Raw genomic sequence first — 24,787 nt, 5'->3', positions numbered from 1 at the left:
CAATCGGCCGCGCGCTACCAGCATTTCCCGGGGACCCCATGAAGCCTGCCAACATCCGCGCCACCTCACTCAGCCTGGCGATCGTCGTGGCCCTGGCCGCGCCCACCCTGCATGCGCAGGACGCCGGTCCGGCCCAGGCCCAGCCCGCGAGCAGCGCAACCGACCTCGATACCATCACCGTCACCGCCCGCCGCCGCGTCGAGTCCATCCAGGACGTGCCGGTCGCGGTCAGCGCGTTCGGCGAGGAGCAGCTCAAGGACCTCCAGGCCAGCGACATCAGCGGCCTGCAGGGCGCGGTGCCCAACCTCAATATCGTCCAGGGCCGCGGCTCGTCGAACACGGTGAACGTGTTCATCCGCGGCATCGGCCAGCCGGATTCGCTGCAGACCTTCGATCCCGGGGTCGGCATGTACGTCGACGATGTCTATTACTCGCGCATCAACGGCGCGCTGTTCTCGCTGTTCGACGTGCAGCAGATCGAAGTGTTGCGCGGCCCGCAGGGCACGCTGTACGGCAAGAACTCCACCGGCGGCGCGATCAAGATCAACACCAAGAATCCGTTCGACAGCGAAGGCGCAGCGGTCGAGTTCGGCGTCGGCAGCTTCGGTCGCACCGATTTCCGCGCCTACCTCGGCGAGCAGCTCTCCGACACCGCCGCCTTCAGCATCGCCGGCGCATGGCTGAAGAACGACGGCTATGTGGAAGACCCGGTGACCAGGGAGGACTACAACGGTGAGGACACGATCGCCCTGCGCGGCAAGCTTGCACTGCGTCCGAGCGACAGCTTCAGCGCGACGTTCTCCGCCGACTACACCCGCCAGGACAACGCGCTGACCCTCGGCCAGCCGACCGCGCCGCTGATCCGCACGGACCTGGCCTTCGGCCCGGTGGTCCTGCACCAGCCGGGCACCGACGACTACGACTTCAAGAGCCGTACCTCGTTCCGCCCGGACCAGGGGCAGGAGATGACCCACAAGGGCGTCAGCGCCAACCTGCAGTGGGACCTTGGCCAGCAATGGACGGTCAAGAGCATCACCGCCTGGCGCAAGCTCGATACCAGCTCGTACATCGACATCGACGCCTCCGAATGGGAGCTCGGCGACGTCCTGGTCGAGGTGGACCAGGAGCAGGTCAGCCAGGAACTCCAGCTGCAGTACGACAATGGCAGCAACGTGCAGGCGATCTTCGGCGCGTACTACATGAACGAGACGCTGCCTTCCTACCAGGAAGCGTATGCCAGCGATTTCTTCGGCTTTGCAGGAGCGCCGATCGACTTCCTGCGCACGATCGACGATGACCTGGAAACCACCAGCGTCGCCGCCTTCGCCCACGTCAACTGGGAGTTCGCCCCGACCTGGACGCTGGCCGCCGGCCTGCGTTATTCGCGCGACGAAAAGGACTACTGGCGTACCACCAGCACCTTCTGGGGGCCGCTGTTTGCCGCGATCAACGAGACAGTGGCTTTCAGTGGCAAGCAGAGCTGGGATGCGTGGACGCCGTCGCTGAGCCTGCAGAAGGCTTTCAGTGACCAGGTGATGGGTTACGTATCGGCGAACCGCGGCTTCAAGTCGGGCGGCTTCAACGGCCGGGCCAACGCCGTGCTGGAGACCACGTCCGCGGCGTTCGATCCCGAGTTCGTGTGGACCTACGAGGCCGGCGTGAAGATGCGTTCGGCGGATGGCCGCCTGACCGCCAACGTCGCTGCGTTCCACAGCAGCTACAAGGACTTCCAGGCCCGCGTGTCGGAGGTCTTGAATCCGGACTCGCCGGTGCCGACGTTCTCGTTCCCGGTGCTCAACGCCGCCGAGATGGAAATCAACGGATTCGAGTTCGAGGGCGTTGCGCGACTGGGTGATGCAACCACGCTCAGTGGCCAGGTGAGCTGGATGGACGCCAGCTACAAGGATTTCGCGGACCTGCGCACCACCGATCCGGGCAACCCGGAATACAACCCGACGCTGCACGACCACGTTCCGTTCTCGCCGGACTGGACTGCCCGACTCGCGCTGCAGCACACCTTCGCCCTGGGCGGCAGTGGCGCCCTGACCGTGGGCGGTGACGTTTCGTATCGTGGCGACACCTGGCTGTCGGTCGACAATCGCCCGGGTCTGATGCAGGACGCCTACACCACGGCCGGTCTGTTCACGGCGTGGGATTCGCCCCAGTACGCGTGGCAGATCCGGGCCGGCGTGCGCAACCTGACGGACGAGCTGTACAAGACGGAGGGCCAGGAGTTCTCCTCGGTAGCCAATATCCAGACTGCGTACTATGCACCGCCGCGCAACTGGTACCTGTCGGTCCGCCGCAACTTCGATTTCTAGTCGTCTGCGCATGATGTCCCTGCGGGCCGCGGTTCCAGCCGCGGCCCGCTGCGTTTATGCTCCGTGCCGGTAGTACAGGGGTGGCAGGGGCCGGAATGACGCGAACAGTTGCAAGGCCATGCTGAGCGTCGGCGTGGTGGTCGCGGCCGCGGTGCTGTGGCTTGCGCTGCTGTTCGGCGTCGCGGTCTATGCCGAGCGCCGTCCGGGCACGCTGGCGCGGCACTGGCGCCATGTCTATGCGCTCTCGCTGGCGGTGCACTGCACCTCCTGGACCTTCTACGGCACGGTCACCCAGGCCGCGCGCTATGGCTGGCCGCTGCCGCCGACCTTCCTCGGCGCGATCGTGTTCTACATCGTGGCCTTCGCCTTCATGCTGCGCCTGGTCCGGCTGGCGCGCGAGAGCAATGCGACGTCGATCGCCGACCTCATCGCCACCCGCCTGGGCAAGGATCCGTGGCTTGCCGCCGTGGTCACCCTGGTCGCGCTGCTGGGCATGGTTCCCTACATCGCGCTGCAACTGAAGGCGGTGACGATGAGCTTCGCCACGCTGACCACGGGTGGTGGCGGCGGTGGCGCGATCGCACCCTGGCGCGACGGCGCGCTGTACGTGGCGCTGGCGATGGCGGTGTTTGCGATGGCCTTCGGCACCCGGCGCGCAAGCGCGGCCGAGCACAACCGCGGCCTCGTGCTGGCGATGGCCTTCGAATCGCTGTTCAAGCTGGTGGCGATGCTGGCGCTGGGTGCGCTGGTCTGGTTCGGCCTGGGCGAGATCGAAGTCGCGCAGGTACCTTCGCCGCCGGCCCCGGTGGGGGGCTTCATCCCGCTGGTGCTGCTAGGCGCGCTGGCGATGTTCATCCTCCCGCATCAGTTCCACGTCGGCGTGGTGGAGTGCCGCGACGAGCGCCACGTACTCACCGCGCGCTGGCAGTTTCCGCTCTACCTGGTGTTGATCGCACTGCCGACCCTGCCGCTGGCGCGGGCGGGCACGGCACTGCTTGGCGACAGCGTGCCGCCGGACATGTACGCGCTGGCGCTGCCGGCCGCGCTGGGCCACCACGGGTTGGCGCTGTTCGCCTTCCTGGGCGGACTGAGCGCGGCCACCGGCATGGTGGTGGTGAGCACGCTGGCGCTGAGCCTGATGATCGGCAACCACTGGTTCACGCCGGGCCTTCTGCGCGGCGCATGGTCGGCCGGTCGCGGCGGCGATGATCGCCGCGGCGCGGTGCTCGCCCTGCGACGCGCCGGCATCCTGGGGGTGATGCTGCTGGCCTGGGCCTACAGCCGCGTGATCGCCGGCAGCCAGTCGCTGGCGGACGTCGGTGCGGTCTCGTTCTCGGCGCTGGCCACGCTTGCGCCGGCGCTGTTCTGCGCCGTGTGGCGCACGCGCACGCCGGCCGTCGCGGCGACATGGGGCGTGCTCGCGGGCTTTCTCGCCTGGGCCTGGGTGACGCTGTCGCCGATGCAGGTCGAACTGTCCGGGAGCAGCGGTGACTGGCTGGCGGCGGGTCCCCTTGGAATTGCCTGGCTGGCACCGGACACGCTGTTCGGGCTGACCGGGTGGAGCCGGCTGGGGCGGGCGGTAGGCGCCAGCCTGTTCGTGGGTGCGGCGACCATGCTGGTGCTGTCGGCCTGGCTGTCGTCGCCGGATCGCGACATTGCGCGCGGCTCCGACCTGCGCACCCTGCGCCAGGCCGGGCGGCGCTTCCTGCCGGTGCGGGCGGTGGACGAGTTGCTGCGCGGTGCGCCACAGAGCGGCCCGGTGCCGGTGCTGATCGAGGCGCGTTTCGAGCGCGAGCTCGCCGCAGTGCTGGGCAGTGCCTCGGCGCGGCTGCTGCTCGACGCTGCGCGCCGCGAGGCCGGCCCCGACCTCGACACCGTGGCCGAGATCGTCGGCGAAGCCTCGCAGGACCTGCGCTTCAACCAGCGCGTGCTGCAGGCGGCGCTGGAGAACATGAGCCAGGGCATCAGCGTGGTCGATCGCGAACTGCGGCTGGTGGCATGGAACCGGCCGTATGCGGAGCTGTTCGGCTATCCGCCGGGGCTGCTGCGCATCGGGGTGCCGGTGGCGGAGCTGGTCGCGCACAACCTGGGCCGAGGACTTGTCGGCGATCTCGGTGCGCGTGTCGAGGGCGAGTCCGCAAAGCGCCTGAGGCACATGCAGGCCGGCACGCCCTATGTCAGCGAACGCGTGTTCCCGCAGGGTGGCATGGTCGAGATCCGCGGCAACCCGATGCCCGGTGGCGGCTTCGTCGCCACCTTCACCGACGTCACCGCCTTCCGTCGCACCGAGGCCGAGCTCAAGCGCAGCAACGAGACCCTGGAGCAGCGCGTCGAGGAGCGCACCGCCAGCCTCGACCAGGCGCGGCGCGAAGCCGAGCGCGCCAACGACGCCAAGAGCCGCTTCCTGACCGCGGTCGGGCATGACCTGCTTCAGCCGCTGCACGCCGCGCACCTGTTCACCGATGCGCTGGCCGAACAGGTGCAGGGCCGGCAGAAGGAGTCGCTCGGGCAGATCCGCGGCGCCCTGGATTCCACCACCGACCTGCTCACCGGCCTGTTCGACATGGCGCGACTCGAGGCTGGAGGACTGGTGCCACAGCCCCGCGCCTTCCCCTTGGCCGAAGTGCTGGAGCCATTGGCTTCGGAGTTCCGCGCGCTGGCCGGGGATCGCGGCCTGCGCTTCGACCACGTTGCCAGCAGCGCCTGGACGCACAGCGACCCGCAGCTTCTGCGCCGCGTGCTGCAGAACTTCCTCGCCAATGCCGTGCGCTACACCGGTCGCGGCCGCGTGCTGCTGGGGGTGCGGCGGGCAGGCGGCCAGCTGCGCATCGAAGTGCACGACACCGGCCCAGGCATCGACGTGGCGCAGCAGGGGTTGATCTTCGAGGAGTTCCGCCGTGGCGAAGGCGTGGGCGGGCAGGGGCTCGGCCTTGGCCTGGCGATCGCCGAACGCATCGCGCGGCTGCTCGGTTCACGCGTCGAATTGCGCAGCCGTCCAGGCGTGGGGACCGTGTTCGCGATCGCGCTGGCGTCGGTGGCCGCGCCAGCGGAAGCTCCCGCCGTGCAGGCTGCGCGTGCCGGCCTGGCCGGCGCCCGCGTGCTGTTGCTCGACAACGATCCGATGGCGCTGGAGTCTCTGGCCGCCCTGCTGCGCGGCTGGGGTTGCAGTGTCGACGTCGCTGCCGACGCGCGGGCCGCGCTCGCCGCGCAGGCCGCGCATCCAGCCGACCTGTGGCTGCTCGACTACCACCTCGATGACGGCCAGACCGGCATCGGCGCCTGGCGGCAGCTGTCGGCGCGCCACGGTGCGGTGCCCACCCTGGTGCTCAGCGCCGACGCCACCGATGCGGTGCGCCGGGACGTCGCCGAACACGCACTCGGCCTGCTGCAGAAGCCGGTGCGGCCGCTGGCGCTGAAATCGATGCTCGGCCGCATGCGCATCAGGCCCGGGCCCGCGGGCTGAGCGCCTACAATCACGGGCAACCCGCACCCGCCGATCCGATGCCCTATACCCCGATCCTGGCCACGCTTGGCTACGTGCTTTCACCCGACCACCGCCGCGTGCTGATGGTCCATCGCAATGCCCGTCCCGGCGACCAGCACCTGGGCAAGTACAACGGCCTGGGCGGCAAGCTTGAAGCCGACGAGGATGCGCTGGCCGGGATGCGCCGCGAGATCCGCGAGGAGGCCGCGATCGAGTGCACGGAGCTGCAGCTCCGCGGCACCATCAGCTGGCCGGGCTTCGGCAAGCACGGCGAGGACTGGTTCGCCTTTGTCTTCCTGGTCACCGAGTTCACCGGCACGCCGCCGGCGTCGAACCCGGAAGGCACGCTGGAATGGATCGACATCGACCGTGTGCTCGAGCTGCCGCTGTGGGAGGGCGATCGCCACTTCGTGCCGTTGGTGTTCGACGACGACCCGCGCGCCTTCCACGGCGTGATGCCGTATCGCGACGGGCGCATGCAGTCCTGGAAATACTCGCGGGCCTGACGCCGGCAGGCGGGTCGGGCGGTTGTTCGGGCCGGGCCTGCGCGGTGCTCAGGCTTCCGGGGCCACCTGGCGCGCGGGGTCGGACAGTTCCAGCTCGCGCAGGATCACGCCGGCCTGGGTGCGGTTGCGCACGCCAAGCTTCTCGAAGATCGCCGACAGGTGGGCTTTCACCGTGCGCTCCTGCACGTCCAGCCGATCCGCGACCTGCTTGTTGAGCAGGCCCTCGGCGACCAGCGCCAGCACCCGGAACTGCTGCGGCGTCAGGCTGGCCAGGCGTGCCGCAAGGTCGGTGTCGCCCGGCGCCGACTGCGCACGCGCCACGGCGCCGCGCAGCGCCGGCGGCAGCCATTCCTCGCAGGCCAGGACGCTGCGGATCGCATCGCGCATTTCGTCCAGGCCGGCGCTCTTGGGGATGTAGCCGGCGGCGCCATGGTCGAGCGCGCGGCGCACCACCCGCGGGTCTTCGTTGGCCGACACCAGCACCACCGCGACCGCCGGGAACTGCGCGCGGATGGCGGCCAGGCCGGCAAGCCCGTGGTTGCCGGGCATGTGCAGGTCCAGCAGGACCAGGTCGATGTCGGACCGCGACTCCAGCGCCGCCAGGGTGGCGTCAAGCGTGCCGGCCTCGATGGTTTCGGTGCCGGCCTCGGCCTCGACCGCGGCGCCACGCATGGCGGCGCGGAACAGCGGGTGGTCGTCGGCGATCAGCAGGGTGGCCATGGGCGCGCGTGCCTGGATGCCTGCCTACTGCGCCGTCCAGCCACCGTCGACCGGGAACGAGGCGCCGGTGACGTTGTGCGCTTCGCGCCGGCACAGCCAGGTGGCGAGCGCGCCGATTTCGGCGGGCAGGGTCATGCGCAGGCTCGGCTGTTTTTCGGCCAGGAGCGCGCGTACGCCCTCGTCGCGGCTGCCGCCATTGCGGCGGGCCTCGATCTGCGGCTCGATCAGCGGCGTCTCCACCCAGCCCGGGCAGATGCAGTTGACGGTCACGCCGCCGCCGTCACGGCTGCCCGCGGCCGCGTACTCCAGCGCGGCGACCTTCGACAGCCCGACGATGCCGTGCTTGCTGGCGACATACGGCGCCTTGTCCTTCGAGGCCACCAGGCCGTGCACCGAGGCGATGTTCACCACCCGGCCGAAGCCTCGCTCCGCCATCCCCGGCATCGCCAGGCGCATGGCGTGGAAAGCGGCGCTGAGGTTGATGGCGATGATCGCGTTCCACTTGTCGACCGGCATCTCGGCCAGCGGCACCGCGTGCTGGATGCCGGCGTTGTTGACCAGCACGTCGATGGGCGACCAGGCGTCGATGTCGGCCATCATCTTGGCGATGGCTTCGGGATCGAGGAGATTGGCGTCGAAGTGGCGGACGTCGCCGCCGCCGGCGCTGCGCACGGCGTCGAGCGCGGCGTCCACCTGGGCCTTGTCGCCGAGGCCGTTGATGGCCACGCGCGCCCCGGCTTCGGCCAGTGAACAGGCAATGGCCAGGCCGATGCCCGACGTGCTGCCGGTCACGAGCGCGGTGCGCCCGGAAAGAAAGGTGTCGGTCATGTCGGGCTGGCCTGCGGGGAGGATGTCCACGGTAGCAAATCCATATGCCGCTCCACTGCGTACGAAAGTACGATGCCGGCCTCACCGGCCGCTGCTACGGTGCCTGCATTCCCTGCTGAAAAAGGTGGCGCGCGTGCGCAAGACTACGGACCCGACCCCGACCCCGACCGCATCCGGGACGCGCCTGTTGGCGCTGGCTGCGCTGGCCACCGCCGCGATCACCGCCGGCTGCGCTGCCACTGGCACGCGTGACATGGTGATGGCCGGCGACGCCACCGGGGAGACCCTGATGTTCGAACACCAGCGCAGCAGCACCCATCGCGACGGCGACGACCTGCTCACCGCCGGGCTGGGCATCGACGGCCTGCGCCAGATGGTGCCGCCGGCATTTGCCGATGCCGAAGCGCCGACCGCCGCCGAACTCCGTCGCCGCGCGCTGTGGAGCAACTGGCGCGGCATCGCCGACCTTGGCCCGGCCGGTGGTTACGGCGAGCTCTACGGCAGCGTCGCGGCGGTGCCCGGTCGCGAATTTTCCTCCTACGCCACCGTCCAGGGCGCAGCGCACCCGCACCGCGTGCTGGTGCAGGTGCCCGATGCCTTCGACGCCGCGAAGCGCTGCGTGGTCGTGACCGCCTCCTCGGGCTCGCGCGGCATCTACGGCTCGATCGCCGTCGCCGGCGCCTGGGGCCTGCCGCGCGGCTGCGCGGTGGCCTATACCGACAAGGGCGCAGGCAGCGACTACTTCGACCTCGACGCCGGCATCGGCTTCGGCGCCGATGGTCGCGCGGTGGCCAAGGGCGCGTCCGACGACCTCGCCTTCGTGCCCACCGCCGCGGACGCCGCCACCGGCGTCGCCTTCAAGCACGCGCATTCGCAGGACAACCCGGAGGCCGACTGGGGCCGGCACGTGAAGCAGGCCGCCGAGTTCGCGCTGCAGTCCCTGGACGAGGCCATGCCGGCGCAGGCGCCCTTCACCTTCGACAACACGCGGGTGATCGCGGTCGGCATCTCGAATGGCGGCGGCGCGGTACTGCGCGCGGCCGGGATCGAGGGCGACTGGCTCGACGCCGTGGTGGCGGGCGAGCCCAACGTCCACGTCGATGCGCCCGGCGCGCGCACGCTGTACGACTACACCACGGAGGCCGCGCTGCTGATGCCCTGCGCGCTGCTGGATATGGAAAACCTGCCGCAGCCGCCGCTGCTCGACCAGGTCCGGCCGCTGTACGCGGCGCGCTGTGCGTCGCTGGCGGCCGAGGGCCTGCTGCCAGGCACCGATACCGCGACCCAGGCGCGCGCGGCGCACGAGGCACTGCGCGGCGCCGGCTGGAGCGATGAGGCGCTGCGCGCCGGCGCGCTCTCCGCCGGCTTCGACCTGTGGCGCGCGGTGGCTGCGACCTACGCCAGCGCCTACGGCCGCTATGGCGTGGGCGAGGGTCCCTGTGGCTTCTCGTTCGCGGCCCAGGGCGCCGACTTCATGCCGCGCGCGGCCACGGCCGCCGAGCGCGCCGCCTGGTGGCCCGAAGCCAGCGGCATTCCCCCTGGCTCGGGCGTCGGCATCATCGACGCCGGCATGGCGCCGCCCGACCTCACGCTCAAGGGCCTGCAGTGCCTGCGCGCGCTGTGGACGGGCGAGGGCGCCGACGCCGACCGCGTGCGCGCCGGCATCGCGGCGACCCGCGCCGCACCGCCGCGGGCCGGGCTGCCGGTAATCGTGGTGCACGGCCTCGACGATGGCCTGATCCCGGTCGCGTTCAGCAGCGCGCCCTACGTCGCCCACGCCCGCGCCGCCGGCCGCGACGTGCGCTACTGGCAGGTGCGCAACGTGCAGCACTTCGACGGCTTCCTGCCGCTGCCCGACTACGGCGCCCGCTACCTGCCGCTGCTGCCCTATGTATACGAAGCGCTGGACCGCATCGATGCCCACCTCGACGGCGCGCCGCTGCCGGTGGACGCGGTGATTGACACGACGCCGCGCGGCGCCGGGATGCTGGAGGCTTCGCACCTGGCAATTCCGCGCTGAGATGGATCGGAGATGCCGTTCGCAGCTATGGCTGCTCCTGTACAGCGGCCTCTGCCGTTGCGGGAGCGGCTATGGCCGCGACTCGGGCTTCCGGTTGCGACTACTCCACGGCAACGGCGGATTTGGCATGCTGGCAGTCCTTTCCCCCGCGACGGAGCGGCGATGACCCGCCAGCGCCATTTCTCGATGATCCGCGACTTCCACCTCGCCGACTGGTTCACCCTCGCCAACGCCGTCTGCGGCACCGGCGCGATCTTCGCGGCCATGCGCTACCTGCAGGAGGGTGCGGGCACGAACGGCATCCGCGACCTGATGCTGGGCATGGCGCTGATCCCGCTGGCCTTCGTGTTCGACGCGCTGGACGGCCGCGTCGCCCGTTGGCGCAAGGTCGCATCGACGCTCGGTCGTGAACTGGATTCGCTGGCCGACGTGATCTCCTTCGGTGTCGCTCCGGCGGCGCTGGGCTATGCCTGCGGGCTGCAGGGCGGCTGGGACTGGGTGGTCCTGAGCTACTTCGTAGGCTGCGGCGTCAGCCGGCTCGCGCGCTACAACGTTACCGCCGAGACCCTGGCCGACGGTGGCGACAAGGTGAAGTACTTCGAAGGCACGCCGATCCCGAGCAGCGTCGGCATCGTCCTGCTCCTGGCCGTGGCCGCCTGGCAGGGTGCCCTGGGCGGTGATGTGTGGTTCGGGCAGTGGCAACTCGGGCCGTGGCAGCTGCATCCGCTGGTGCTGGTGTACGCGCTGTCGGGTTCGCTGATGATCAGCAAGACCATCCGCATCCCCAAGCCTTGAGCCACGCAGGCACCGCCGCCGGCGGTTGCTATGATCGGAGCGAACAGACGGAGGCGCGTGATGTCGGGGAATCCACGGGACGATTTCGAATCGCTGGCACGGCGCTACTGGGCCGCATTGGGCGACGCGCTGCGCAACACGGTGCCGGGCGTTGATGGGGCGCCGGGCATGGCAGGATTCCCGGGCCCGGGCGGCACGCCGGGCGCAGGCGGCATCCCGGGCATGAGGGGAGCTCCAGGCATGGCCGGGATGTTCGGGCTGGGCGCAGTCCCGGGGCTGGGCGGGATGCCCGGCATGGGCGGTCCGCAGGCTTCGATCCCTGGCGCGGAAGCGTTGCAACAATCGCTGGACTGGTGGACGCGGCTGGCACAGGGCGATCGCACCGGAACCAACGACGCCCTGGCGCACTTCAACAGCCAGGCGCGGCAGTGGTATGCCCGGATGCAGGAAGTCGCGGCGCGCTTTTCGGGCCAGGAGTCGAGTGCGGCCGACGTCGCCCGCGCCTGGAAGGACGCGCTCGGCCCTGCCGGCGAAAATCCGTTCCCGGAGATGCTGCGCACGCTGCGCGGCAACGGCCTCGAGGGCCTGGAGCAGTGGATGGAGGGCGCATCGCCGTGGCTGGATTCGATCCGCGACGACGCTCTGTCCTGGCTGCGGCTGCCGGCCTTCGGTGCCGACCGGGAAAAGCAGGAGCGCGCACAGGCGCTCGCGGCCCACATGGCCGAGTACCAGCAGGCGTCCGGCGCGTACAGCGCATTGATGCTCAAGGCCCAGCAGGACGCGTTCGCCATCTTCGAAACGAAGCTGGTCGAGCGCGAAGAGCCCGGGCGCCAGCTGCAGTCCGCGCGCGCGCTGTTCGACCTGTGGATCGACGCCGCCGAGGAGGCGTATGCCGTGGTCGCGCTGTCGCCGGAGTTCCGTGCGGTCTATGGACGCCTGGTCAATGCCCAGATGCGCGTGCGCGCCGGCATGCAGCGCCTGGTCGAGGACGCGTGCGCGCAATGGGGCATGCCCACGCGCAGCGAGCTGGATGGTGCGCACCGCAAGCTCGCACAGCTCGAGCGCGAAGTGAGGGCGCTGCGTGACGCGGTGGCCCGGGCGCAGGGTGGCAGTGGCGGAACCGCGGCTGGACGCGTACCTGCCGGCGCACCGGCATCGCCGCCGGCGCGCGATGCCAACCCGAAAAGGAAGGCTGCTGCAGGAAGCCCGAAGCAGGCTGCCAGGAGCGCGGCGACGCCAGCGGTGAAACGCACCGCGACTGCCGCCGCCAAGGGCGCGAAAAAGACGTCGCGGTCATCGGCAGGGAGTTTCGGCGGCGCAATAGCCGGTGCGATGCCGCGCGCGCCGGAGCCGATTGGATCAAAGCCGGAACCAGGGCCGACGTCGAAGCTCCCGAAGAAAGCAGCGAAGAAGACGGCGAAGAAGGCGGCGAAGAAGGCGGCCAGGAAATTGACCAAGAAGGCGAGCAAAGCGGTGGCGAGGAAGTCCCCCGGCAAGGTCGCCCGGAAAACAGTGACCGGCACTGCGAAGAAGGGGAAGCGCTGACATGTATGGTCCGCTCAACATCACTCCGGCGGGACTCGCCGAAGAAGCGATGCGGCTGCAGCAGAAGCTCTCCGCCGGCATGCAGGTGCTGCGCGAGGTCGACGACGTCGACTTCGGCGCCACCGACAAGCAAGAGGTCTGGCGCGACGGCAAGGTCGTCCTCTACCGCTTCATCGGCGATCGCGCACCCACCGCGAAGGTGCCGCTGCTCATCGCCTACGCGCTGGTCAACCGCCCCTACATGGTCGACCTGCAGGACAACAAGTCGCTGGTGCGCCAGCTGCTCGCCCGCGGCGAGGATGTCTACATCATCGACTGGGGCTACCCGGACCGCTCCGACCGCTTCCTCACCCTCGAGGACTACATCGAGCGCTTCATCGGCGGCGCGGTGGACCACCTGCGCGCGGAGTACGGCCTGGACGCAGTCAACCTGCTCGGCATCTGCCAGGGCGGCGCGTTCTCGCTCAGCTATGCCGCGCTCAATCCCGGCAAGGTGCGCAACCTGATCACCATGGTCACGCCTGTGGATTTCCACACGCCGGACAACATGCTGTCCAACTGGACCCGCGGGATGGACGTCGACCTGTTCGTCGACACCCTGGGCAACGTACCCGCCGACCTCATGAACATGTGTTACCTGACGCTCAAGCCCTGGCGGCTGTTCGTGCAGAAGTACGTGGGCATGGTCGACATCCTCGACGACAAGGCGGCGATGGAGGACTTCCTGCGCATGGAAAAGTGGATCTTCGATTCGCCCGACCAGGCCGGCGAAGCCTTCCGCCAGTTCATCAAGCAGTTCTACCAGGGCAACGGCTTCGTCAATGGCGGCATCGAAATCGGCGGCCGCGAAGTGCACCTGGGCCTGGTGGACATGCCGGTGCTCAACATCTACGCCGAACAGGACCACCTGGTGCCGCCGTCGGCGTCCAGGCCGCTCGGCGGGCTGGTCGGCACCAGCGACTATTCCGAACTCTCCTTCCGCGGTGGCCACATCGGCATCTACGTGTCCGGCCGCGCGCAGAAGGAAGTCCCGGGCGCGATCCACGAGTGGCTGGGGCAGCGATGAGCGCGGACCGGCCCAGCCTCAGCCGTCCGCTTGACGACCGCGTGCTCGCCGGCGTGATCGGCGGCCTTGCGCGCAGGTTCGGTTGGAATTCCACCCTGTTGCGCGTGCTTTACGTGGTGTTCTCTGCGGCGTCGATCGCGTTCCCGGGCATCCTCGCGTATCTGGTGCTGTGGCTGTTGATGCCCGAGGACGGCTGACCGCGTCCGCGATGCGGGCGCTTCGGCTGGTCGTGGGCGCTGCGGGCGTGGCGTGGACGCTGCCGAACACCCTGGCCGGCTTGCTGGTCGGCATTGCCGCGCTTCCTTTCGGCGCGCGCGGCAGCCTGCGCAGTCGCGATTTCGCCCTGGTCTTCGACCGCGTGCCGTGGGGGCCGGGCGGTGCGATGACCTTGGGCAACGTGATACTGCATACCGGTGGCAGCATCGACTGCGATTGCATGACCTACGCCCATCGCGCGGGTCTGTGCGAGCAGCCCGCGGTGCGGCTTGCCGATCACGAGCGCGCGCACGTGCTGCAGTACATGGTCCTGGGTCCCCTGTTCCTGCCGTTGTACTTCGCGTGTGGCGGGATTGGCGTGCGCAACCGCTTCGAGCGTGCGGCCGACCGCTATGCGCTCAGTGGCCGTGGCTGGTGGCCCTGGCCGGCACCGCCGACGAACGGTCGCCTCGATTGACGTTCGCATAACGGGCCCTGCGCTATCGTCGCAGGCGTCGAAGAAAAAGCGGAAAGGCTCCGGCCCGTACGCAATCGCTTCGACGACGAAAGGCTCAGCCGACCAGGGAAACCTGGACGACTGGGCCTTTCATATGTCTGCCCCGTACGGGTTTTCCCGAGGCGCGTCCGGGATGGCGAAGGGCTAGTCTGACGACATGGGGCCGGACTGACCGCAGGATTTGCCGGACTGGCCGCGAACCGGAGAGCGAAAGCCCATGAGTCCTGTCCGCCTGCGCGCCGACGTCACGCCCTGGTCGTTCCTGCTGCCGATGCTGCTCGCGGTGGCGGGCGGAGTCCTGCTTGCCGACATCGTCCGTCACGTCGCCGGTGCCGCCTTCGCTCCAGAGGAGCCGCAGCAGCCGACGGTCGCTGCCGTCGCAAAGCCGGATCAAGACGAGGGCGATGACACGGACGACATGCATTCCGAAGCGACGGGGCTGGTCGAGGTCGGTGCCTCCAGCGGTGGTGGCGTGGTGCTGCTGCCCGGGCCGTCGACCGCGATGCGCGAGGGGGCCGATCGCGCCTGCATCAACGACACCATCGCCATGCGCCGGCCGAATGGCTGGGAACAGGGGCTGGAAGACAATGCGCCACTGCGCTGCCGCGCAAGCTCGCCCTGACGCGCAAGGCCTTCAAGGCGGCGGTCGCGGCACGAAGGCGAGGCTGGTGCCCAGCACGACCGCCCTGGGCCCGAAGCGGCGCTCCGCGAACACGAAGCCATCCTCTCCGGCCAGCACCAGCGTGCTGCAGCGCGTCCCGTAGTGATCACTGCTGACGAAGGGCGGCGACAGCCTTCGCTCCAGTTCCAGGCCGATGCCGGTATCGGGCAGGGTGTCGTCGGGTGCCAGCGCGGTATCGGCGAGCGCGGCGAACAGCGGTTCCAGCGACTCTGGATCTGACAGCGGGTCGCGCTTCGACAGTCCGGATTCCAGCCACGAAGCCAGCGCGCGGGTGGCCAGCCTGCTCTTGGGCCAGGCGGCGTTGAAGGCGCCATTGGACATGGCGTGCAGGCCCGGTGCCACCAGAATATTGGAAGCTGTTGGCCGGTTGCTCGCGAATGCCAGGCGGACGCCGTCAAAGGCCAGCAGGTTGAATGGCCCGAATTCGTCGGGACGTTCGTCGATCACGGCTGCAAACGCCGGTGCGGCTGCGGTTCCACGTACGAAATCGCGCACCAGCCAGCCGCGCGAGCGCGGCGCCACGCCTGTTTGCAGGCCGTTGCGGACATTGGTGACCGCCGCCAGGCGGCCGGAGGTGGACACCTGCAGCCAGCCGCCGCCCTGTACCAGGTCGCGGCCGCCATAGACCGCGGGATCGTCGGGATCGAGACCCGCGGCCGCAGTCGGCCGGGCGTGGGCCTCGTCGCGGTTTGCGGCGATGGCCAGCGGATAGCGGGGATGCTGGCGCCAGGCGAGCGCAATCAGGCACATGTCGCCATGGTAGCGAGGTCTGGCGGCTGCCGCGCCGGGCATGCGGCACGGGAGGCTTGAAGAGAGGCGCCGGCCCAGCACCGTGGCCAATGGCCACGGCCGTAATTCCGTTTAGGCGGCGCTCCAATCCGTTGGTGCGCTGTGCTGCCGGTCAGCACAGGATCGCCGCAAGCGGCGCTTGCCGGTATCGGCGTGGGTCCTGAATCAGGGTCAGGAAACTCCTACCCCCTACTGAAGGCCGCGGGCTGCGCGTCATACGGCGCGAACACGCAGTAGTGGTGCCGAAGGTGGGACTCGAACCCACACGGTTTTAAGGCCGGCGGATTTTGAATCCGCTGCGTCTACCGATTCCGCCACTTCGGCGCGGGCGGCAAGTATAGCGGCTGTGCGCGGCTTGCCGAGCGTCGTGTGCCGAGGGTCGCGTGCCGCTCAGGCGGCCGCGTCGGTGCGCAGGGCGTTGTCGCGGCGCAGGTGCCATTCGCCGGCTACCGCCTCGAAGCGCGAGCACAGCTCCAGCGGCGCTTCGTAGACGTGCAGGGAGATCGCGATCGCATGCGGATCGGCGTTGCGGATTGTGTGGTATTCGTGCGGTGGAATGAGGCTGCCGGCGCTGCCCGGGCCCGCCTGGATACCGCCCGCGGAGCGGAAGCGGAAGCGCTCGCCGTCGCGCTCGAGCAGCTCGTACTGGTTGATCTCCAGCTCGCCTGCCCAGACGCCTTCCACGCACCAGCAGCCGGCATGGTCGTGGATGGGCGTGCCCTGGCCGGGCCCCCAGGTCATGGCGACCACGCTGTAGCCGTGCCTGGCGCTGCGATACAGCTCGCGGCGGGCGTAGTGGTCGGTGACCGGCTCATGGATGAAGGCGGGCAGGCGCACCGCGGGATCGCGGATCACCCCGCACAGGAAGCTGCGCAGCGCCGCAGTGACCGCATGGCCATCGCCTGCGCCGACCGCTTCGTCGATGCCGGCGACAAGCAGCTCGCGGCCGGGGAAATCAATGTCGGGCAGCGCGCCGGGGGCGCGTTCGCTGGGTCGGGTCATGGCCCGAGTGTACGACGGCCCGGGCAGGCGGGTCGCCGCGCTGCAGCATGCGCGGCGGGTTCACGGGCCCGGTGCGCAGTCGCTGAGCCCAGCCTCAGAGCCCAGTCAGGAAGTCGCCGATCGCCGGGGAAAAGCGCGCGAAATCGACCAGGAAGGCGTCGTGGCCCTGCGGCGACTCCAGCGGCAGCAGGGTCGACTCGGCGCCGCCGGCGCGCAGGCCGTCGGCAATCTCTTCCTGCTGCTGCAGAGGAAACAGGATGTCGGTATGGACGCCGATCGCCAGCGCGCGCTCGAGACGGATGCGCGCAAGGCCTTCCGCCGTGGTGCCGCCACAGGATTCGCCGATATCGAACCAGTCCATGCAGCGGCTGAGGTAGAGATAGCAGTTGGGATCGAAGTTGCGCACGAAGCGCCGCGCATGCGCTTCAAGATAGCTTTCGACCTCGAATTCCAGGCCGAAAGGGTCCTCGTCGTCGCGGCGGTCGGAATCCAGGCGCACGCGACCGAAGCGGCCGTCCCATTCCAGCGCCGAACGGTAGGTGATCACCCCGAGCTTGCGCGCCATGCGCATGCCGCTTTCGGGATAGGACTCCTCGCCGTATTCGCCGTTGCTCCAGTTCGGATCCAGGCGGATGGCCTCGCGCTGCAGCGAGCGGATGGCGATCGAGAACGGCAGCGCGCGCGCGGCCCCGGAGACATTGACGTGGCTGCGGGCAATGCCCGGGTGGCGCGCGAGCACTGCCAGCGCCGCCATGCCGCCCATGGAGTTACCGATCACGCAGGCCAGTCGTTCGATGCCAAGCGCGCGTACCACGTGGGCGGCGGTGTCGGCGATGTCCTCGATGGCGACGTCCGGAAACGACAGGCCATAGGCACGACCCGTCGCGGGATCGATTGACGCCGGTCCGCTTGAACCCTTGCAGCTGCCGAGTGCGTTGACGCAGACCACGTGCCAGCGTTCGGTGTCGATCGCCTTGCCCGGGCCCAGCATGGCCTCCCACCAGCCCGGCGACGGGTTATCGGCGCTGGCCGCGGCATGCGCGTCCGGCGACAGGCCGGTGAGGATGAGGATCGAATTGTCGCCCGAGGCGCTGCGGCGGCCCCAGGTTTCGCAGGCGATGCGGCCCTGCAACAGCTCGCCGCCGCGCTTCATGGCGAAGGGCGAGGGGAGGTCGATGAAACCCGTGCCGGGCGGGATGAATTCGGTCATGGCCGCAAGTTTAACGGCCGCCACCGCGCGTGTCGGTCGGGACGGACCGCATCTGGCGTCGGAGGCGCGCCGGCGTCGCCCGGGATCAGGTGATGCCCTGGGCCAGCATCGCGTCGGCCACGCGCACGAAGCCGGCGATGTTGGCGCCGTCGAGGTAGCTCACCGTGCCGTCGTCGCGGCGGCCGTGTTCAACGCAGGTGGCGTGGATGTCCCTCATGATCTGCCGCAGCCGCCCGTCGACTTCGTCGGCGCTCCAGCCCAGGCGCATCGCGTTCTGGCTCATCTCCAGTCCCGACGCCGCGACCCCGCCCGCGTTGCTGGCCTTGCCCGGTGCGTAGAGCACGCCCGCGGATTCGAAGATCTTCGCCGCCTCCGGGGTGGAAGGCATGTTGGCGCCCTCGGCGACGCAGCGCACGCCGTTGTCGACCAGCCGCTTGGCGTCGCCGGCGTCGATCTCGTTCTGGGTGGCGCAGGGCAGGGCGACATCGACCGGCACCGACCACGGCCGCATGCCGGCCTCGAAGCGCGCGCCGACGCGGTCGGCATAGTCACTGACCCGGCCGTAGAGGTGGTTCTTCACCTCCATGAGCTCGGCCAGCTTGTCCGTGCTGAAGCCGTCCTCGTCGATGACCGTGCCGCTGGAGTCGGAGACCGTCACCACCCTGGCGCCGACCTCCATCGCCTTTTCGATCGCGCACTGGGCGACGTTGCCCGAGCCTGACACCGACACCCGCAGGCCGTCGAGCTCGGCGTCCTGACGCGCCAGCATTTCCTGCGCGAAATAGACAGTGCCGTAGCCCGTCGACTGCGGCCGCATGAGCGAGCCGCCAGAGGCCAGGCTCTTGCCGGTGAACACGCAGTCGGCGCGGTTGCTGAGCTTCCTCATCATCCCGGCCATGAAGCCGATCTCGCGGCTGCCGACGCCGACGTCGCCCGCGGGCACGTCGGTGTGGGCGCCGATGTGCCGGGACAGCTCGGTAACGAAGCCTTGGCAGAAGCGCATCACCTCGCCGGGGCTCTTGCCCTTGGGGTCGAAGTCCGATCCGCCCTTGGCGCCGCCCATCGGCAGGGTGGTCAGCGCGTTCTTGAAGGTCTGCTCGAAGGCGAGGAACTTCAGCACCGACAGGTTCACCGAGGGATGGAAGCGCAGGCCGCCCTTGTAGGGTCCCAGCGCGTTGTTGTGCTGCACGCGATAGCCGCGGTTGACCCGCACTTCGCCGTGGTCGTCGACCCACGTGACCCGGAACAGCACCGTCCGGTCGGGTTCGACCAGGCGCTCGAGCAGGCCCTGGCTGGCATAACGCGGATGCGCGGAGAGGAACGGCCAGAGGCTGTCCACGACCTCGGTGACCGCCTGCAGGAACTCGGGCTGGCCGGGATTGCGCTGTTCGACGCGGGCCAGGAAATCCGCGGAGGATTCATGTTTCATGCGTGACATGCTCCCGGGGCGGATGAATCGATGCTGCAGCGCAGCATCAATCATGTCAAGCGCAGGTCACTCCGTGCCGAGGATCAGCTCGATCACCTCGTCGCCCGGCATGGAGACGCGGACGGCGGCCGATTCGACGTCGTCCGCGCTGCGCTCGACCGTGCCGGAGGCGGAGATGCGCGCTGAAACCAGGGCGGTGTCGAGCTGCGACAGGACCTGCGTCGGCATCGGGCTGTCGGCGTCATCGAGCACGATGTCCAGCGGCAATGCGGACACGGGGTGGCGCTCCGCGGCCACCGGCATCGGGGGGCCGTCGGGGTCACGCGCCATGACGAACACGATGCCCTCGCCGCCCAACCGTTCGGCGAGGCCAGGGGCCAGCGAAATGCGTACGCGCAGGCCGCCCGAAGATCCCGCTTCGGTGGCTTGGCCGGCAGCGCTTGCGACCGGTGGCGCGGCCACGGATCCTGGGGCGGACCCGGTTGCCGCTGGCAGGCCCGCTGCCGCGCGCGCATCTCCGATCTGCGTGCGCAGGCTCGCTGCGGTGGCGGGGTCCACCTCGTCCAGCATCGCTTCCCAGGTCGCGACCGCTTCCGCGTCCATGCCGCGCTGGCGCTGGGCAACGCCTATGAACCAGCGCGCGCGCTGGTTTGACGGCTGCAGCGTTGCGGCGCGCTGCAGCAGGGCGAGCGCCTGGTCTTCGAACAGATTCTGCGGATGGGCCTGGGCACTGGCCTGCGCGAACTCGACCATCAGCGCCGGCTCGTCGGGGACCAGCTCGAGCGCTTTCGCATACGCGTCGCGCGCGCCGGCGGCATCGCCCTGCACCGACAGCGAGCGGGCGAGCAGGGCCCAGCCTTCCGGCTGTTGCGGATTGCGTTCGAGTTCGGCGCGTAGCTGGGCCACGGCGCCGGCGAATTCGGCGGGATCGATCCCGGCCCCGTCGTCGGCCATGGCGAGGGGCGCACGCGCGGCCGGATCCAGCGCTGCGGGCGTACCCAGCAGCTGGTACATGCCGACTGAAAGCAGGGGAACCACGGCCAGCACGGCGAGCCATGTGCGCGGCGAGCCGCGGCGCAGCGGCGCGGCAACCAGCGCGGTGGCCAGCAGCGACCCGAACAGCACGACAAGCATGAAGACAACGGTCATTACCACTCCTGTCCGTCGTCGACGGGATCCAGCGCGACGCGGTTGCGGGCCGCACGCTTGCGCACCACCACCACCAGGACCACGGCACCGCCAAGCAGCACGATTCCCGGTCCCAGCCACAGCAGCAGCGTGCCGCCGCCGAACTGCGGGCGGTAGAGCACGAACTCGCCGTAGCGATCGACCAGGAAGGTCTTGATCTCGGCGTCGCTGCGGCCTTCGCGCATCAGGTTGAAGACTTCGCGGCGCAGGTCATGCGCGATCGGCGCGTCGGAATCGGCCAGCGACTGGTTCTGGCACATCACGCAGCGCAGTTCGAGGGTCAGCTTGTGGAAGCGCCGTTCCTCGGCGCGGTCGCGGAACTCGAGGGGCTGCGCGTTGCGCGCGGCCTGGGCCGAAGCAGGTGCCGGCACCAGGGCGAGCGACAGTGCGACCAGCAGCAGCGCCAGCAACCCGCCGGAAAGCGTCGTGCGCATGTTCATCCGCCGGTCTCCATGGCTTCGACCATCGGTGCAACCACGGTATCGATGATCTCGTCGGTCAGAGGGCCCACGTGCTTCCAGCGCACGATCCCGTCGGCGTCGACCAGGAAAGTTTCGGGTGCCCCGTAGATGCCCCATTCGATCGCGGCGTCGCTGTCGTAATCGGTGACCACGACCCAGTACGGATTGCCGAACTGTTCCAGCCAGCGCAGTGCATCCTCGGGCTCGTCCTTCCAGTTGTAGCCGACCACGCGGATCTTCTTCGTTTCCGCGTAGCGCGCCAGCACCGGGTGCTCGACCTGGCAGGCGGGGCACCAGCTGCCCCAGACGTTCATCAGATAGGGCTTGCCCTGCAGCTCGGCGGTACCGACGCGGTAGCTGGCGTCGTGCAGCACCGGCAGCGAGAACTCGGGCGCGGGCTTGCCGATCAGCGGCGAGGGCAGGGATTCGCGATCGGGGCGGTCGGAGCGGCTCACGCCCCAGCCCAGCAGCACCAGCAGCAGCAGGAATCCACCAAACAGGAGCACGGTCAGCAGCTTGCGGCTACCGCCGTCGGCGTCGGTGCCGGGAGGCCGCGGCGCGTTCATCGCGCCTCTTCCTTCTTCAGCGGCAGGCGGAAGCGGCGGTCGCAGGCAGTGACCAGGCCGCCCAGCGCCATGAGCACGGCGCCGGCCCAGATCCAGCGGATGAAGGGTTTGATGTGCAGGCGGACGGCCCATGCGTCGCCGCCCAGCGGTTCACCCAGGGCAACGAAGATGTCGGCGCGGACACCGGCGTGGATGCCGGCATCGGTCATCACCTGGCCGCCGCTGGCGTAGGCGCGCTTCTCCGGATGCAGCAGCACCAGGGGCTTGTCGTCGCGGAACACCTGCACCAGGCCGCGGTCGGCCATGTAGTTCGGACCCGGCACGCGTTCGACGCCGTCGAAGCGGAACGCATAGCGGCCGATGGTCTGCGTTTCACCCGGCACCATGGGCACCTCGCGCAGCACGTTCTGCGCTTCGACCAGCATCGCGCCCAGCACGAACACCGCGACGCCGAGGTGGCCCAGCACCATGCCGAACATTTCCGGAGTGAAGCTGCGGCCCTTGGCGCGCACGCGCGTCCACGCGAAGCGCAGCGTGCCCAGTGCGACCCAGGCCGCGGCGCCCACGCCAAGGCCGGTCTTGAGCGCCCCCTGCGGCGCCTTGAACCAGGCGATGACGCCCAGGAGCACGGCCAGCCCGAGCCAGGGCGCGAGCATCGCCAGCGGCTTAGAGGCCTGTTCCTGCTGCCAGCGCGTCAGCGGCCCGAAGGGCACCAGCATCACCAGCGGCGCCATCAACACCAGGAACAGGGTGCCGAAGTAGGGCGGGCCGACCGAAACCTTGCCCAGGTCCAGCGCGTCGGCGATCAGCGGATACAGCGTACCCAGCAGCACCATCGCGCAGGCGGACGCCAGCAGCAGGTTGTTCACCAGCAGCAGGGTCTCGCGCGAGGAGGCCGCGAAGGGTTTGCCCTGCGCCAGGCGCGGCGCGCGGGTCACATAGACCAGCAGCGCGCCGCCGATCACCGCGCCCAGGAACACCAGGATGAAAAGACCGCGCGAAGGGTCGGCGGCAAAGGAGTGCACGCTGGTCAGCACGCCCGAGCGCACCAGGAACGCGCCCAGCAGCGAAAGCGAGAACGCCGCGATTGCCAGCAGCATCGTCCAGCTGCCGAAGCTGCCGCGCTTTTCGGTGACCGCCTGCGAATGGATCAGCGCCGCGCCCACAAGCCAGGGCATGAAGCTCGCGTTCTCGACCGGATCCCAGAACCACCAGCCGCCCCAGCCGAGTTCGTAGTAGGCCCACCAGCTGCCCATGGCGATGCCGACGGTGAGGAAGGCCCAGGCGACGTTGGTCCACGGCCGCGACCAGCGCAGCCAGCGCGCGTCGACCGCGCCCTCAAGCAGCGCCGCGAGCGAGAACGCGAACGGCACCACGAAGCCGATGTAGCCGATGTACAGCAGGGGCGGGTGAATGATCATCCCCGGGTCCTGCAGCAACGGATTGAGGTCGTGCCCCTCGGCGACCGCGGGCAGCAGCCGCGCGAACGGATTGGAGGTGAACACCATGAACGACAGGAAGCCGACCGCCACCAGGCCGATCACGCCGAGCGCGCGCGCCCGGAAGCTCCACGGTATGCGGCCCGATGCCAACGCGACTGCGGCATTCCACACCGCCAGCATCAGCGCCCACAGCAGCAGCGAGCCTTCATGCGCGCCCCAGACCGCGGTGTAGCGATAGACCAGTGGCAGCAGCGAATTGGAGTTGTCGGCCACGTACTTGACCGAGAAGTCCTGCATCACGAAGGCCAGGGTCAGCAGCACGTAGCCGGTCAGCACCAGCACCAGCTGCGCGAGCGCCGCCGGGCGCGCAACCGCGGCCAGGTCCTCGCGCCCGCGTGCCGCGCCGGCAAGGCCGGTGATGCCCTGGAGGACGGCGAATACCAGTGCCAGGGCAAGGACCGCCTGGCCGATCTCGGGCAGCACCTAGAGGGCGCCTTCGGGCTGCGGCGCGGGCACGTCGACGTTGTGCTTCTCGTGCGCCAGGCCCATCTTGTCGGCCACTTCCTTGGGCACGTAGGTCTCGTCGTGCTTGGCCAGCACGTCCTCGGCGACGAAGGTACCGTCGGCGCGCATGCGGCCGGTGGCGACCACCGACTGGTTCTCGCGGAACAGGTCCGGGAGGATGCCCGAGAACACCACCGGCATCAGCGCATCGCCGTCGCTGACCATGAAGCGCGCCTCCATCGAGCCGGGCGTGCGTTCAAGCGAACCGTCGGCGACCATGCCGCCAAGGCGGAAGCGGGTGGCGCCGGAGGCGACGTCGGCGCCGGCACGGCCGTCGAGGATTTCGGCCGGGGTGAACAGGTAGGCGACGTTGCGCTGCAGGGCCATGGCCACCAGGACGGCCACCAGCGCGGAGGCGGCGACGATGGCGAGCACGAACCAGAGGCGTCGGCGGCGGGTGGGATTCATCGGCGAAGCTCCGTGGAACGGTCGGGTCGGTCGGGACGAACGGTGCGGCGCGCCGCGAGCCGGCGTGCGGCGCGCAGCTGGCGCGCAATGGCGAGCCGCGGGGCGATGAGGTCCCAGAGCAGCATCAGGGCGAACACCGCATAGGCGGCGATGACGTACTCGAGGTAGCTCATTCGCGTGCCCCGGCCGCGGACGCTGCGGCGATCCGGCGGACCCAGTCCTTGCCGGCCTCGCGCTGCAGGTTGTCGGCGCGCGCGCGCGCCAGCAGTGAACCGGCAAACCAGAGCTTGGTGCCGATCAGCATCCACACCAGCGGCGGCAGCATGCTCGGGTCCATCGAGGACTCGCCGAACACGCGGATGGTCTGGCCCTGGTGCAGCGAATTCCACCACACCACCGAATAGCGGATGATCGGCAGCATCACCACGCCGACCAGCGCCAGAAGGCCCGCGGCGCGCGCGGCGGTGCGGCGGTCGTCGATGGCCTGGTACAGGCCGATCACGCCCAGGTAGAGGAACAGCAGCACCAGCTGGCTGGTCAGGCGCGGATCCCAGTCCCACCAGGTGCCCCACATCGGCTTGCCCCAGATCGAACCGGTGGCCAGGGTGACGAAGGTGAAGGCCGCGCCGATGGGTGCGCAGGCCATGGCGAGGATCTCGCAGAGCTTGATCCGCCAGATGAGCGCGATCGCGGAATAGAGCGCCATAAGCCCGAACACGAGCAGGCTCATCCAGGCCGCCGGCACGTGGATGTAGAGGATGCGGAAGCTGTCGCCCTGCTGGTAATCGGCGGGCACCTGGAACAGCGCTCCGTACACGCCCCAGGCCATCACCAGCGCGCCCAGCGCGTAGCCCCAGGGGGACCATCTGGCGGCAAAGCGGTCGAAATAGGGCGGTGAGCCAAGCTGGTGGAACCAGCGGATCACCGGATTCATGTCGGACATCGTTTTCGCTGGCAGGAGGTGGGGCTGGCCCCGCTGTTTGCCGGCTCAAGGCCTGCCGGGGGCCTTGGCCAGGCAGGGCCATTCTTTCAGGTTTGGCCCCCCGGGC

General features: G+C 69.5%; 23 protein-coding genes and 1 tRNA gene. 10 read left to right on the top strand and 14 right to left on the bottom strand.

The window, feature by feature from the left end:
- Positions 1 to 38: 38 nt before the first annotated feature.
- From WCE37_RS04700 to WCE37_RS04690, 3 genes are all read left to right on the top strand, one after another.
- On the top strand, positions 39 to 2,321 hold the full coding sequence (locus WCE37_RS04700) for a TonB-dependent receptor (protein ID WP_343254440.1): 2,283 nt from the start codon (positions 39 to 41) through the stop codon (positions 2,319 to 2,321).
- A 118-nt stretch (positions 2,322 to 2,439) separates the two neighbouring features.
- On the top strand, positions 2,440 to 5,784 hold the full coding sequence (locus WCE37_RS04695) for a PAS-domain containing protein (protein WP_343278347.1): 3,345 nt from the start codon (positions 2,440 to 2,442) through the stop codon (positions 5,782 to 5,784).
- A gap of 38 nt (positions 5,785 to 5,822) precedes the next feature.
- Entirely contained in the window at positions 5,823 to 6,311 is a 489-nt protein-coding gene (locus tag WCE37_RS04690) for an 8-oxo-dGTP diphosphatase (protein ID WP_343278346.1), read from the top strand.
- Positions 6,312 to 6,359: 48 nt separating this feature from the next.
- Here WCE37_RS04690 and WCE37_RS04685 read toward each other — a convergent pair whose 3' ends face one another.
- The gene (locus WCE37_RS04685; protein WP_343254437.1) at positions 6,360 to 7,031 is read right to left on the bottom strand and encodes a response regulator transcription factor; all 672 of its coding nucleotides are present in this window, start codon (positions 7,029 to 7,031) and stop codon (positions 6,360 to 6,362) included.
- A gap of 24 nt (positions 7,032 to 7,055) precedes the next feature.
- Complete coding sequence (locus WCE37_RS04680) at positions 7,056 to 7,889, bottom strand: 3-hydroxybutyrate dehydrogenase (protein ID WP_343278345.1); 834 nt, start codon at positions 7,887 to 7,889, stop codon at positions 7,056 to 7,058.
- 103 nt (positions 7,890 to 7,992) lie between these two features.
- Here WCE37_RS04680 and WCE37_RS04675 point away from each other — a divergent pair, with 103 nt between their 5' ends.
- The 7 genes from WCE37_RS04675 to WCE37_RS04645 all read left to right on the top strand — a co-directional run bounded on the left by WCE37_RS04675 (position 7,993) and on the right by WCE37_RS04645 (position 14,619).
- Positions 7,993 to 9,879, top strand: a complete 1,887-nt coding sequence (locus tag WCE37_RS04675) for a 3-hydroxybutyrate oligomer hydrolase family protein (RefSeq protein ID WP_343278344.1) — start codon at positions 7,993 to 7,995, stop codon at positions 9,877 to 9,879.
- A gap of 162 nt (positions 9,880 to 10,041) precedes the next feature.
- Entirely contained in the window at positions 10,042 to 10,674 is a 633-nt protein-coding gene (locus WCE37_RS04670; protein ID WP_343275779.1) for a CDP-alcohol phosphatidyltransferase family protein, read from the top strand.
- A gap of 60 nt (positions 10,675 to 10,734) precedes the next feature.
- Positions 10,735 to 12,219: a class III poly(R)-hydroxyalkanoic acid synthase subunit PhaE gene (phaE, locus tag WCE37_RS04665; protein ID WP_343278343.1), complete on the top strand. Its 1,485-nt coding sequence runs from the start codon at positions 10,735 to 10,737 to the stop codon at positions 12,217 to 12,219.
- Between the two features lies 1 nt (position 12,220).
- Positions 12,221 to 13,285: a class III poly(R)-hydroxyalkanoic acid synthase subunit PhaC gene (locus tag WCE37_RS04660; protein ID WP_343278342.1), complete on the top strand. Its 1,065-nt coding sequence runs from the start codon at positions 12,221 to 12,223 to the stop codon at positions 13,283 to 13,285.
- On the top strand, positions 13,282 to 13,482 hold the full coding sequence (locus tag WCE37_RS04655; protein ID WP_343275776.1) for a PspC domain-containing protein: 201 nt from the start codon (positions 13,282 to 13,284) through the stop codon (positions 13,480 to 13,482). Before WCE37_RS04660 ends, WCE37_RS04655 begins: the two co-directional genes overlap by 4 nt.
- Positions 13,483 to 13,493: 11 nt before the next feature.
- Positions 13,494 to 13,958: a hypothetical protein gene (locus WCE37_RS04650; protein WP_343275775.1), complete on the top strand. Its 465-nt coding sequence runs from the start codon at positions 13,494 to 13,496 to the stop codon at positions 13,956 to 13,958.
- A gap of 256 nt (positions 13,959 to 14,214) precedes the next feature.
- On the top strand, positions 14,215 to 14,619 hold the full coding sequence (locus WCE37_RS04645; RefSeq protein ID WP_343275774.1) for a hypothetical protein: 405 nt from the start codon (positions 14,215 to 14,217) through the stop codon (positions 14,617 to 14,619).
- Positions 14,620 to 14,631: 12 nt separating this feature from the next.
- On the opposite strand, the gene WCE37_RS04640 is transcribed toward WCE37_RS04645, so the two are convergent.
- The 12 genes from WCE37_RS04640 to WCE37_RS04585 form a co-directional block, all read right to left on the bottom strand.
- Positions 14,632 to 15,429, bottom strand: coding sequence for an NRDE family protein (locus WCE37_RS04640; RefSeq protein WP_343278341.1), 798 nt, complete (start codon positions 15,427 to 15,429; stop codon positions 14,632 to 14,634).
- Between the two features lie 276 nt (positions 15,430 to 15,705).
- Positions 15,706 to 15,792, bottom strand: a tRNA-Leu gene (locus WCE37_RS04635).
- Between the two features lie 66 nt (positions 15,793 to 15,858).
- Positions 15,859 to 16,470, bottom strand: coding sequence for a cysteine dioxygenase family protein (locus WCE37_RS04630; RefSeq protein WP_343278340.1), 612 nt, complete (start codon positions 16,468 to 16,470; stop codon positions 15,859 to 15,861).
- Between the two features lie 94 nt (positions 16,471 to 16,564).
- Entirely contained in the window at positions 16,565 to 17,680 is a 1,116-nt protein-coding gene (locus tag WCE37_RS04625) for a homoserine O-acetyltransferase (protein ID WP_343278339.1), read from the bottom strand.
- An 85-nt stretch (positions 17,681 to 17,765) separates the two neighbouring features.
- Entirely contained in the window at positions 17,766 to 19,109 is a 1,344-nt protein-coding gene (gdhA, locus tag WCE37_RS04620; protein WP_343275770.1) for an NADP-specific glutamate dehydrogenase, read from the bottom strand.
- 66 nt (positions 19,110 to 19,175) lie between these two features.
- Positions 19,176 to 20,258 carry a cytochrome C biogenesis protein gene (locus WCE37_RS04615; RefSeq protein WP_343278338.1) on the bottom strand — a complete coding sequence of 361 codons (1,083 nt, stop codon included), beginning with the start codon at positions 20,256 to 20,258 and terminating at the stop codon, positions 19,176 to 19,178.
- A complete protein-coding gene (locus WCE37_RS04610; RefSeq protein WP_343278337.1) occupies positions 20,258 to 20,737 on the bottom strand; it encodes a cytochrome c-type biogenesis protein in 480 nt (159 codons plus the stop codon). Before WCE37_RS04610 ends, WCE37_RS04615 begins: the two co-directional genes overlap by 1 nt.
- Entirely contained in the window at positions 20,734 to 21,324 is a 591-nt protein-coding gene (locus tag WCE37_RS04605; protein WP_343254422.1) for a DsbE family thiol:disulfide interchange protein, read from the bottom strand. The genes WCE37_RS04610 and WCE37_RS04605 overlap by 4 nt, the downstream gene beginning before the upstream one ends.
- On the bottom strand, positions 21,321 to 23,249 hold the full coding sequence (locus WCE37_RS04600; RefSeq protein WP_343254421.1) for a heme lyase CcmF/NrfE family subunit: 1,929 nt from the start codon (positions 23,247 to 23,249) through the stop codon (positions 21,321 to 21,323). The genes WCE37_RS04605 and WCE37_RS04600 overlap by 4 nt, the downstream gene beginning before the upstream one ends.
- The gene (gene ccmE, locus WCE37_RS04595) at positions 23,250 to 23,738 is read right to left on the bottom strand and encodes a cytochrome c maturation protein CcmE (RefSeq protein WP_343254420.1); all 489 of its coding nucleotides are present in this window, start codon (positions 23,736 to 23,738) and stop codon (positions 23,250 to 23,252) included.
- A complete protein-coding gene (ccmD, locus tag WCE37_RS04590; protein ID WP_343254419.1) occupies positions 23,735 to 23,911 on the bottom strand; it encodes a heme exporter protein CcmD in 177 nt (58 codons plus the stop codon). Before ccmD ends, ccmE begins: the two co-directional genes overlap by 4 nt.
- Entirely contained in the window at positions 23,908 to 24,672 is a 765-nt protein-coding gene (locus WCE37_RS04585) for a heme ABC transporter permease (protein ID WP_343278336.1), read from the bottom strand. The genes ccmD and WCE37_RS04585 overlap by 4 nt, the downstream gene beginning before the upstream one ends.
- Between the last annotated feature and the right edge of the window lie 115 nt (positions 24,673 to 24,787).

The organism is Luteimonas sp. MJ250 (genome assembly GCF_039548455.1).
Taxonomy (GTDB): Bacteria; Pseudomonadota; Gammaproteobacteria; order Xanthomonadales; family Xanthomonadaceae; genus Luteimonas.
Note: the sequence above shows the minus strand (reverse complement) of the source record. Positions and strands in the feature narration are given on the sequence as shown.

What these genes read in the sequence shown, in the direction of transcription:
- WCE37_RS04700 (WP_343254440.1), top strand. Translation starts at nt 39, where the DNA reads ATGAAGCCTGCCAACATCCGCGCCACCTCACTCAGCCTGGCGATCGTC.
- WCE37_RS04695 (WP_343278347.1), top strand. Translation starts at nt 2,440, where the DNA reads ATGCTGAGCGTCGGCGTGGTGGTCGCGGCCGCGGTGCTGTGGCTTGCG.
- WCE37_RS04690 (WP_343278346.1), top strand. Translation starts at nt 5,823, where the DNA reads ATGCCCTATACCCCGATCCTGGCCACGCTTGGCTACGTGCTTTCACCC.
- WCE37_RS04685 (WP_343254437.1), bottom strand. Translation starts at nt 7,031, where the DNA reads ATGGCCACCCTGCTGATCGCCGACGACCACCCGCTGTTCCGCGCCGCC.
- WCE37_RS04670 (WP_343275779.1), top strand. Translation starts at nt 10,042, where the DNA reads ATGACCCGCCAGCGCCATTTCTCGATGATCCGCGACTTCCACCTCGCC.
- phaE (WP_343278343.1), top strand. Translation starts at nt 10,735, where the DNA reads ATGTCGGGGAATCCACGGGACGATTTCGAATCGCTGGCACGGCGCTAC.
- WCE37_RS04660 (WP_343278342.1), top strand. Translation starts at nt 12,221, where the DNA reads ATGTATGGTCCGCTCAACATCACTCCGGCGGGACTCGCCGAAGAAGCG.
- WCE37_RS04655 (WP_343275776.1), top strand. Translation starts at nt 13,282, where the DNA reads ATGAGCGCGGACCGGCCCAGCCTCAGCCGTCCGCTTGACGACCGCGTG.
- WCE37_RS04650 (WP_343275775.1), top strand. Translation starts at nt 13,494, where the DNA reads ATGCGGGCGCTTCGGCTGGTCGTGGGCGCTGCGGGCGTGGCGTGGACG.
- WCE37_RS04645 (WP_343275774.1), top strand. Translation starts at nt 14,215, where the DNA reads ATGAGTCCTGTCCGCCTGCGCGCCGACGTCACGCCCTGGTCGTTCCTG.
- WCE37_RS04640 (WP_343278341.1), bottom strand. Translation starts at nt 15,429, where the DNA reads ATGTGCCTGATTGCGCTCGCCTGGCGCCAGCATCCCCGCTATCCGCTG.
- WCE37_RS04630 (WP_343278340.1), bottom strand. Translation starts at nt 16,470, where the DNA reads ATGACCCGACCCAGCGAACGCGCCCCCGGCGCGCTGCCCGACATTGAT.
- WCE37_RS04625 (WP_343278339.1), bottom strand. Translation starts at nt 17,680, where the DNA reads ATGACCGAATTCATCCCGCCCGGCACGGGTTTCATCGACCTCCCCTCG.
- gdhA (WP_343275770.1), bottom strand. Translation starts at nt 19,109, where the DNA reads ATGAAACATGAATCCTCCGCGGATTTCCTGGCCCGCGTCGAACAGCGC.
- WCE37_RS04615 (WP_343278338.1), bottom strand. Translation starts at nt 20,258, where the DNA reads ATGACCGTTGTCTTCATGCTTGTCGTGCTGTTCGGGTCGCTGCTGGCC.
- WCE37_RS04610 (WP_343278337.1), bottom strand. Translation starts at nt 20,737, where the DNA reads ATGAACATGCGCACGACGCTTTCCGGCGGGTTGCTGGCGCTGCTGCTG.
- WCE37_RS04605 (WP_343254422.1), bottom strand. Translation starts at nt 21,324, where the DNA reads ATGAACGCGCCGCGGCCTCCCGGCACCGACGCCGACGGCGGTAGCCGC.
- ccmE (WP_343254420.1), bottom strand. Translation starts at nt 23,738, where the DNA reads ATGAATCCCACCCGCCGCCGACGCCTCTGGTTCGTGCTCGCCATCGTC.
- ccmD (WP_343254419.1), bottom strand. Translation starts at nt 23,911, where the DNA reads ATGAGCTACCTCGAGTACGTCATCGCCGCCTATGCGGTGTTCGCCCTG.
- WCE37_RS04585 (WP_343278336.1), bottom strand. Translation starts at nt 24,672, where the DNA reads ATGAATCCGGTGATCCGCTGGTTCCACCAGCTTGGCTCACCGCCCTAT.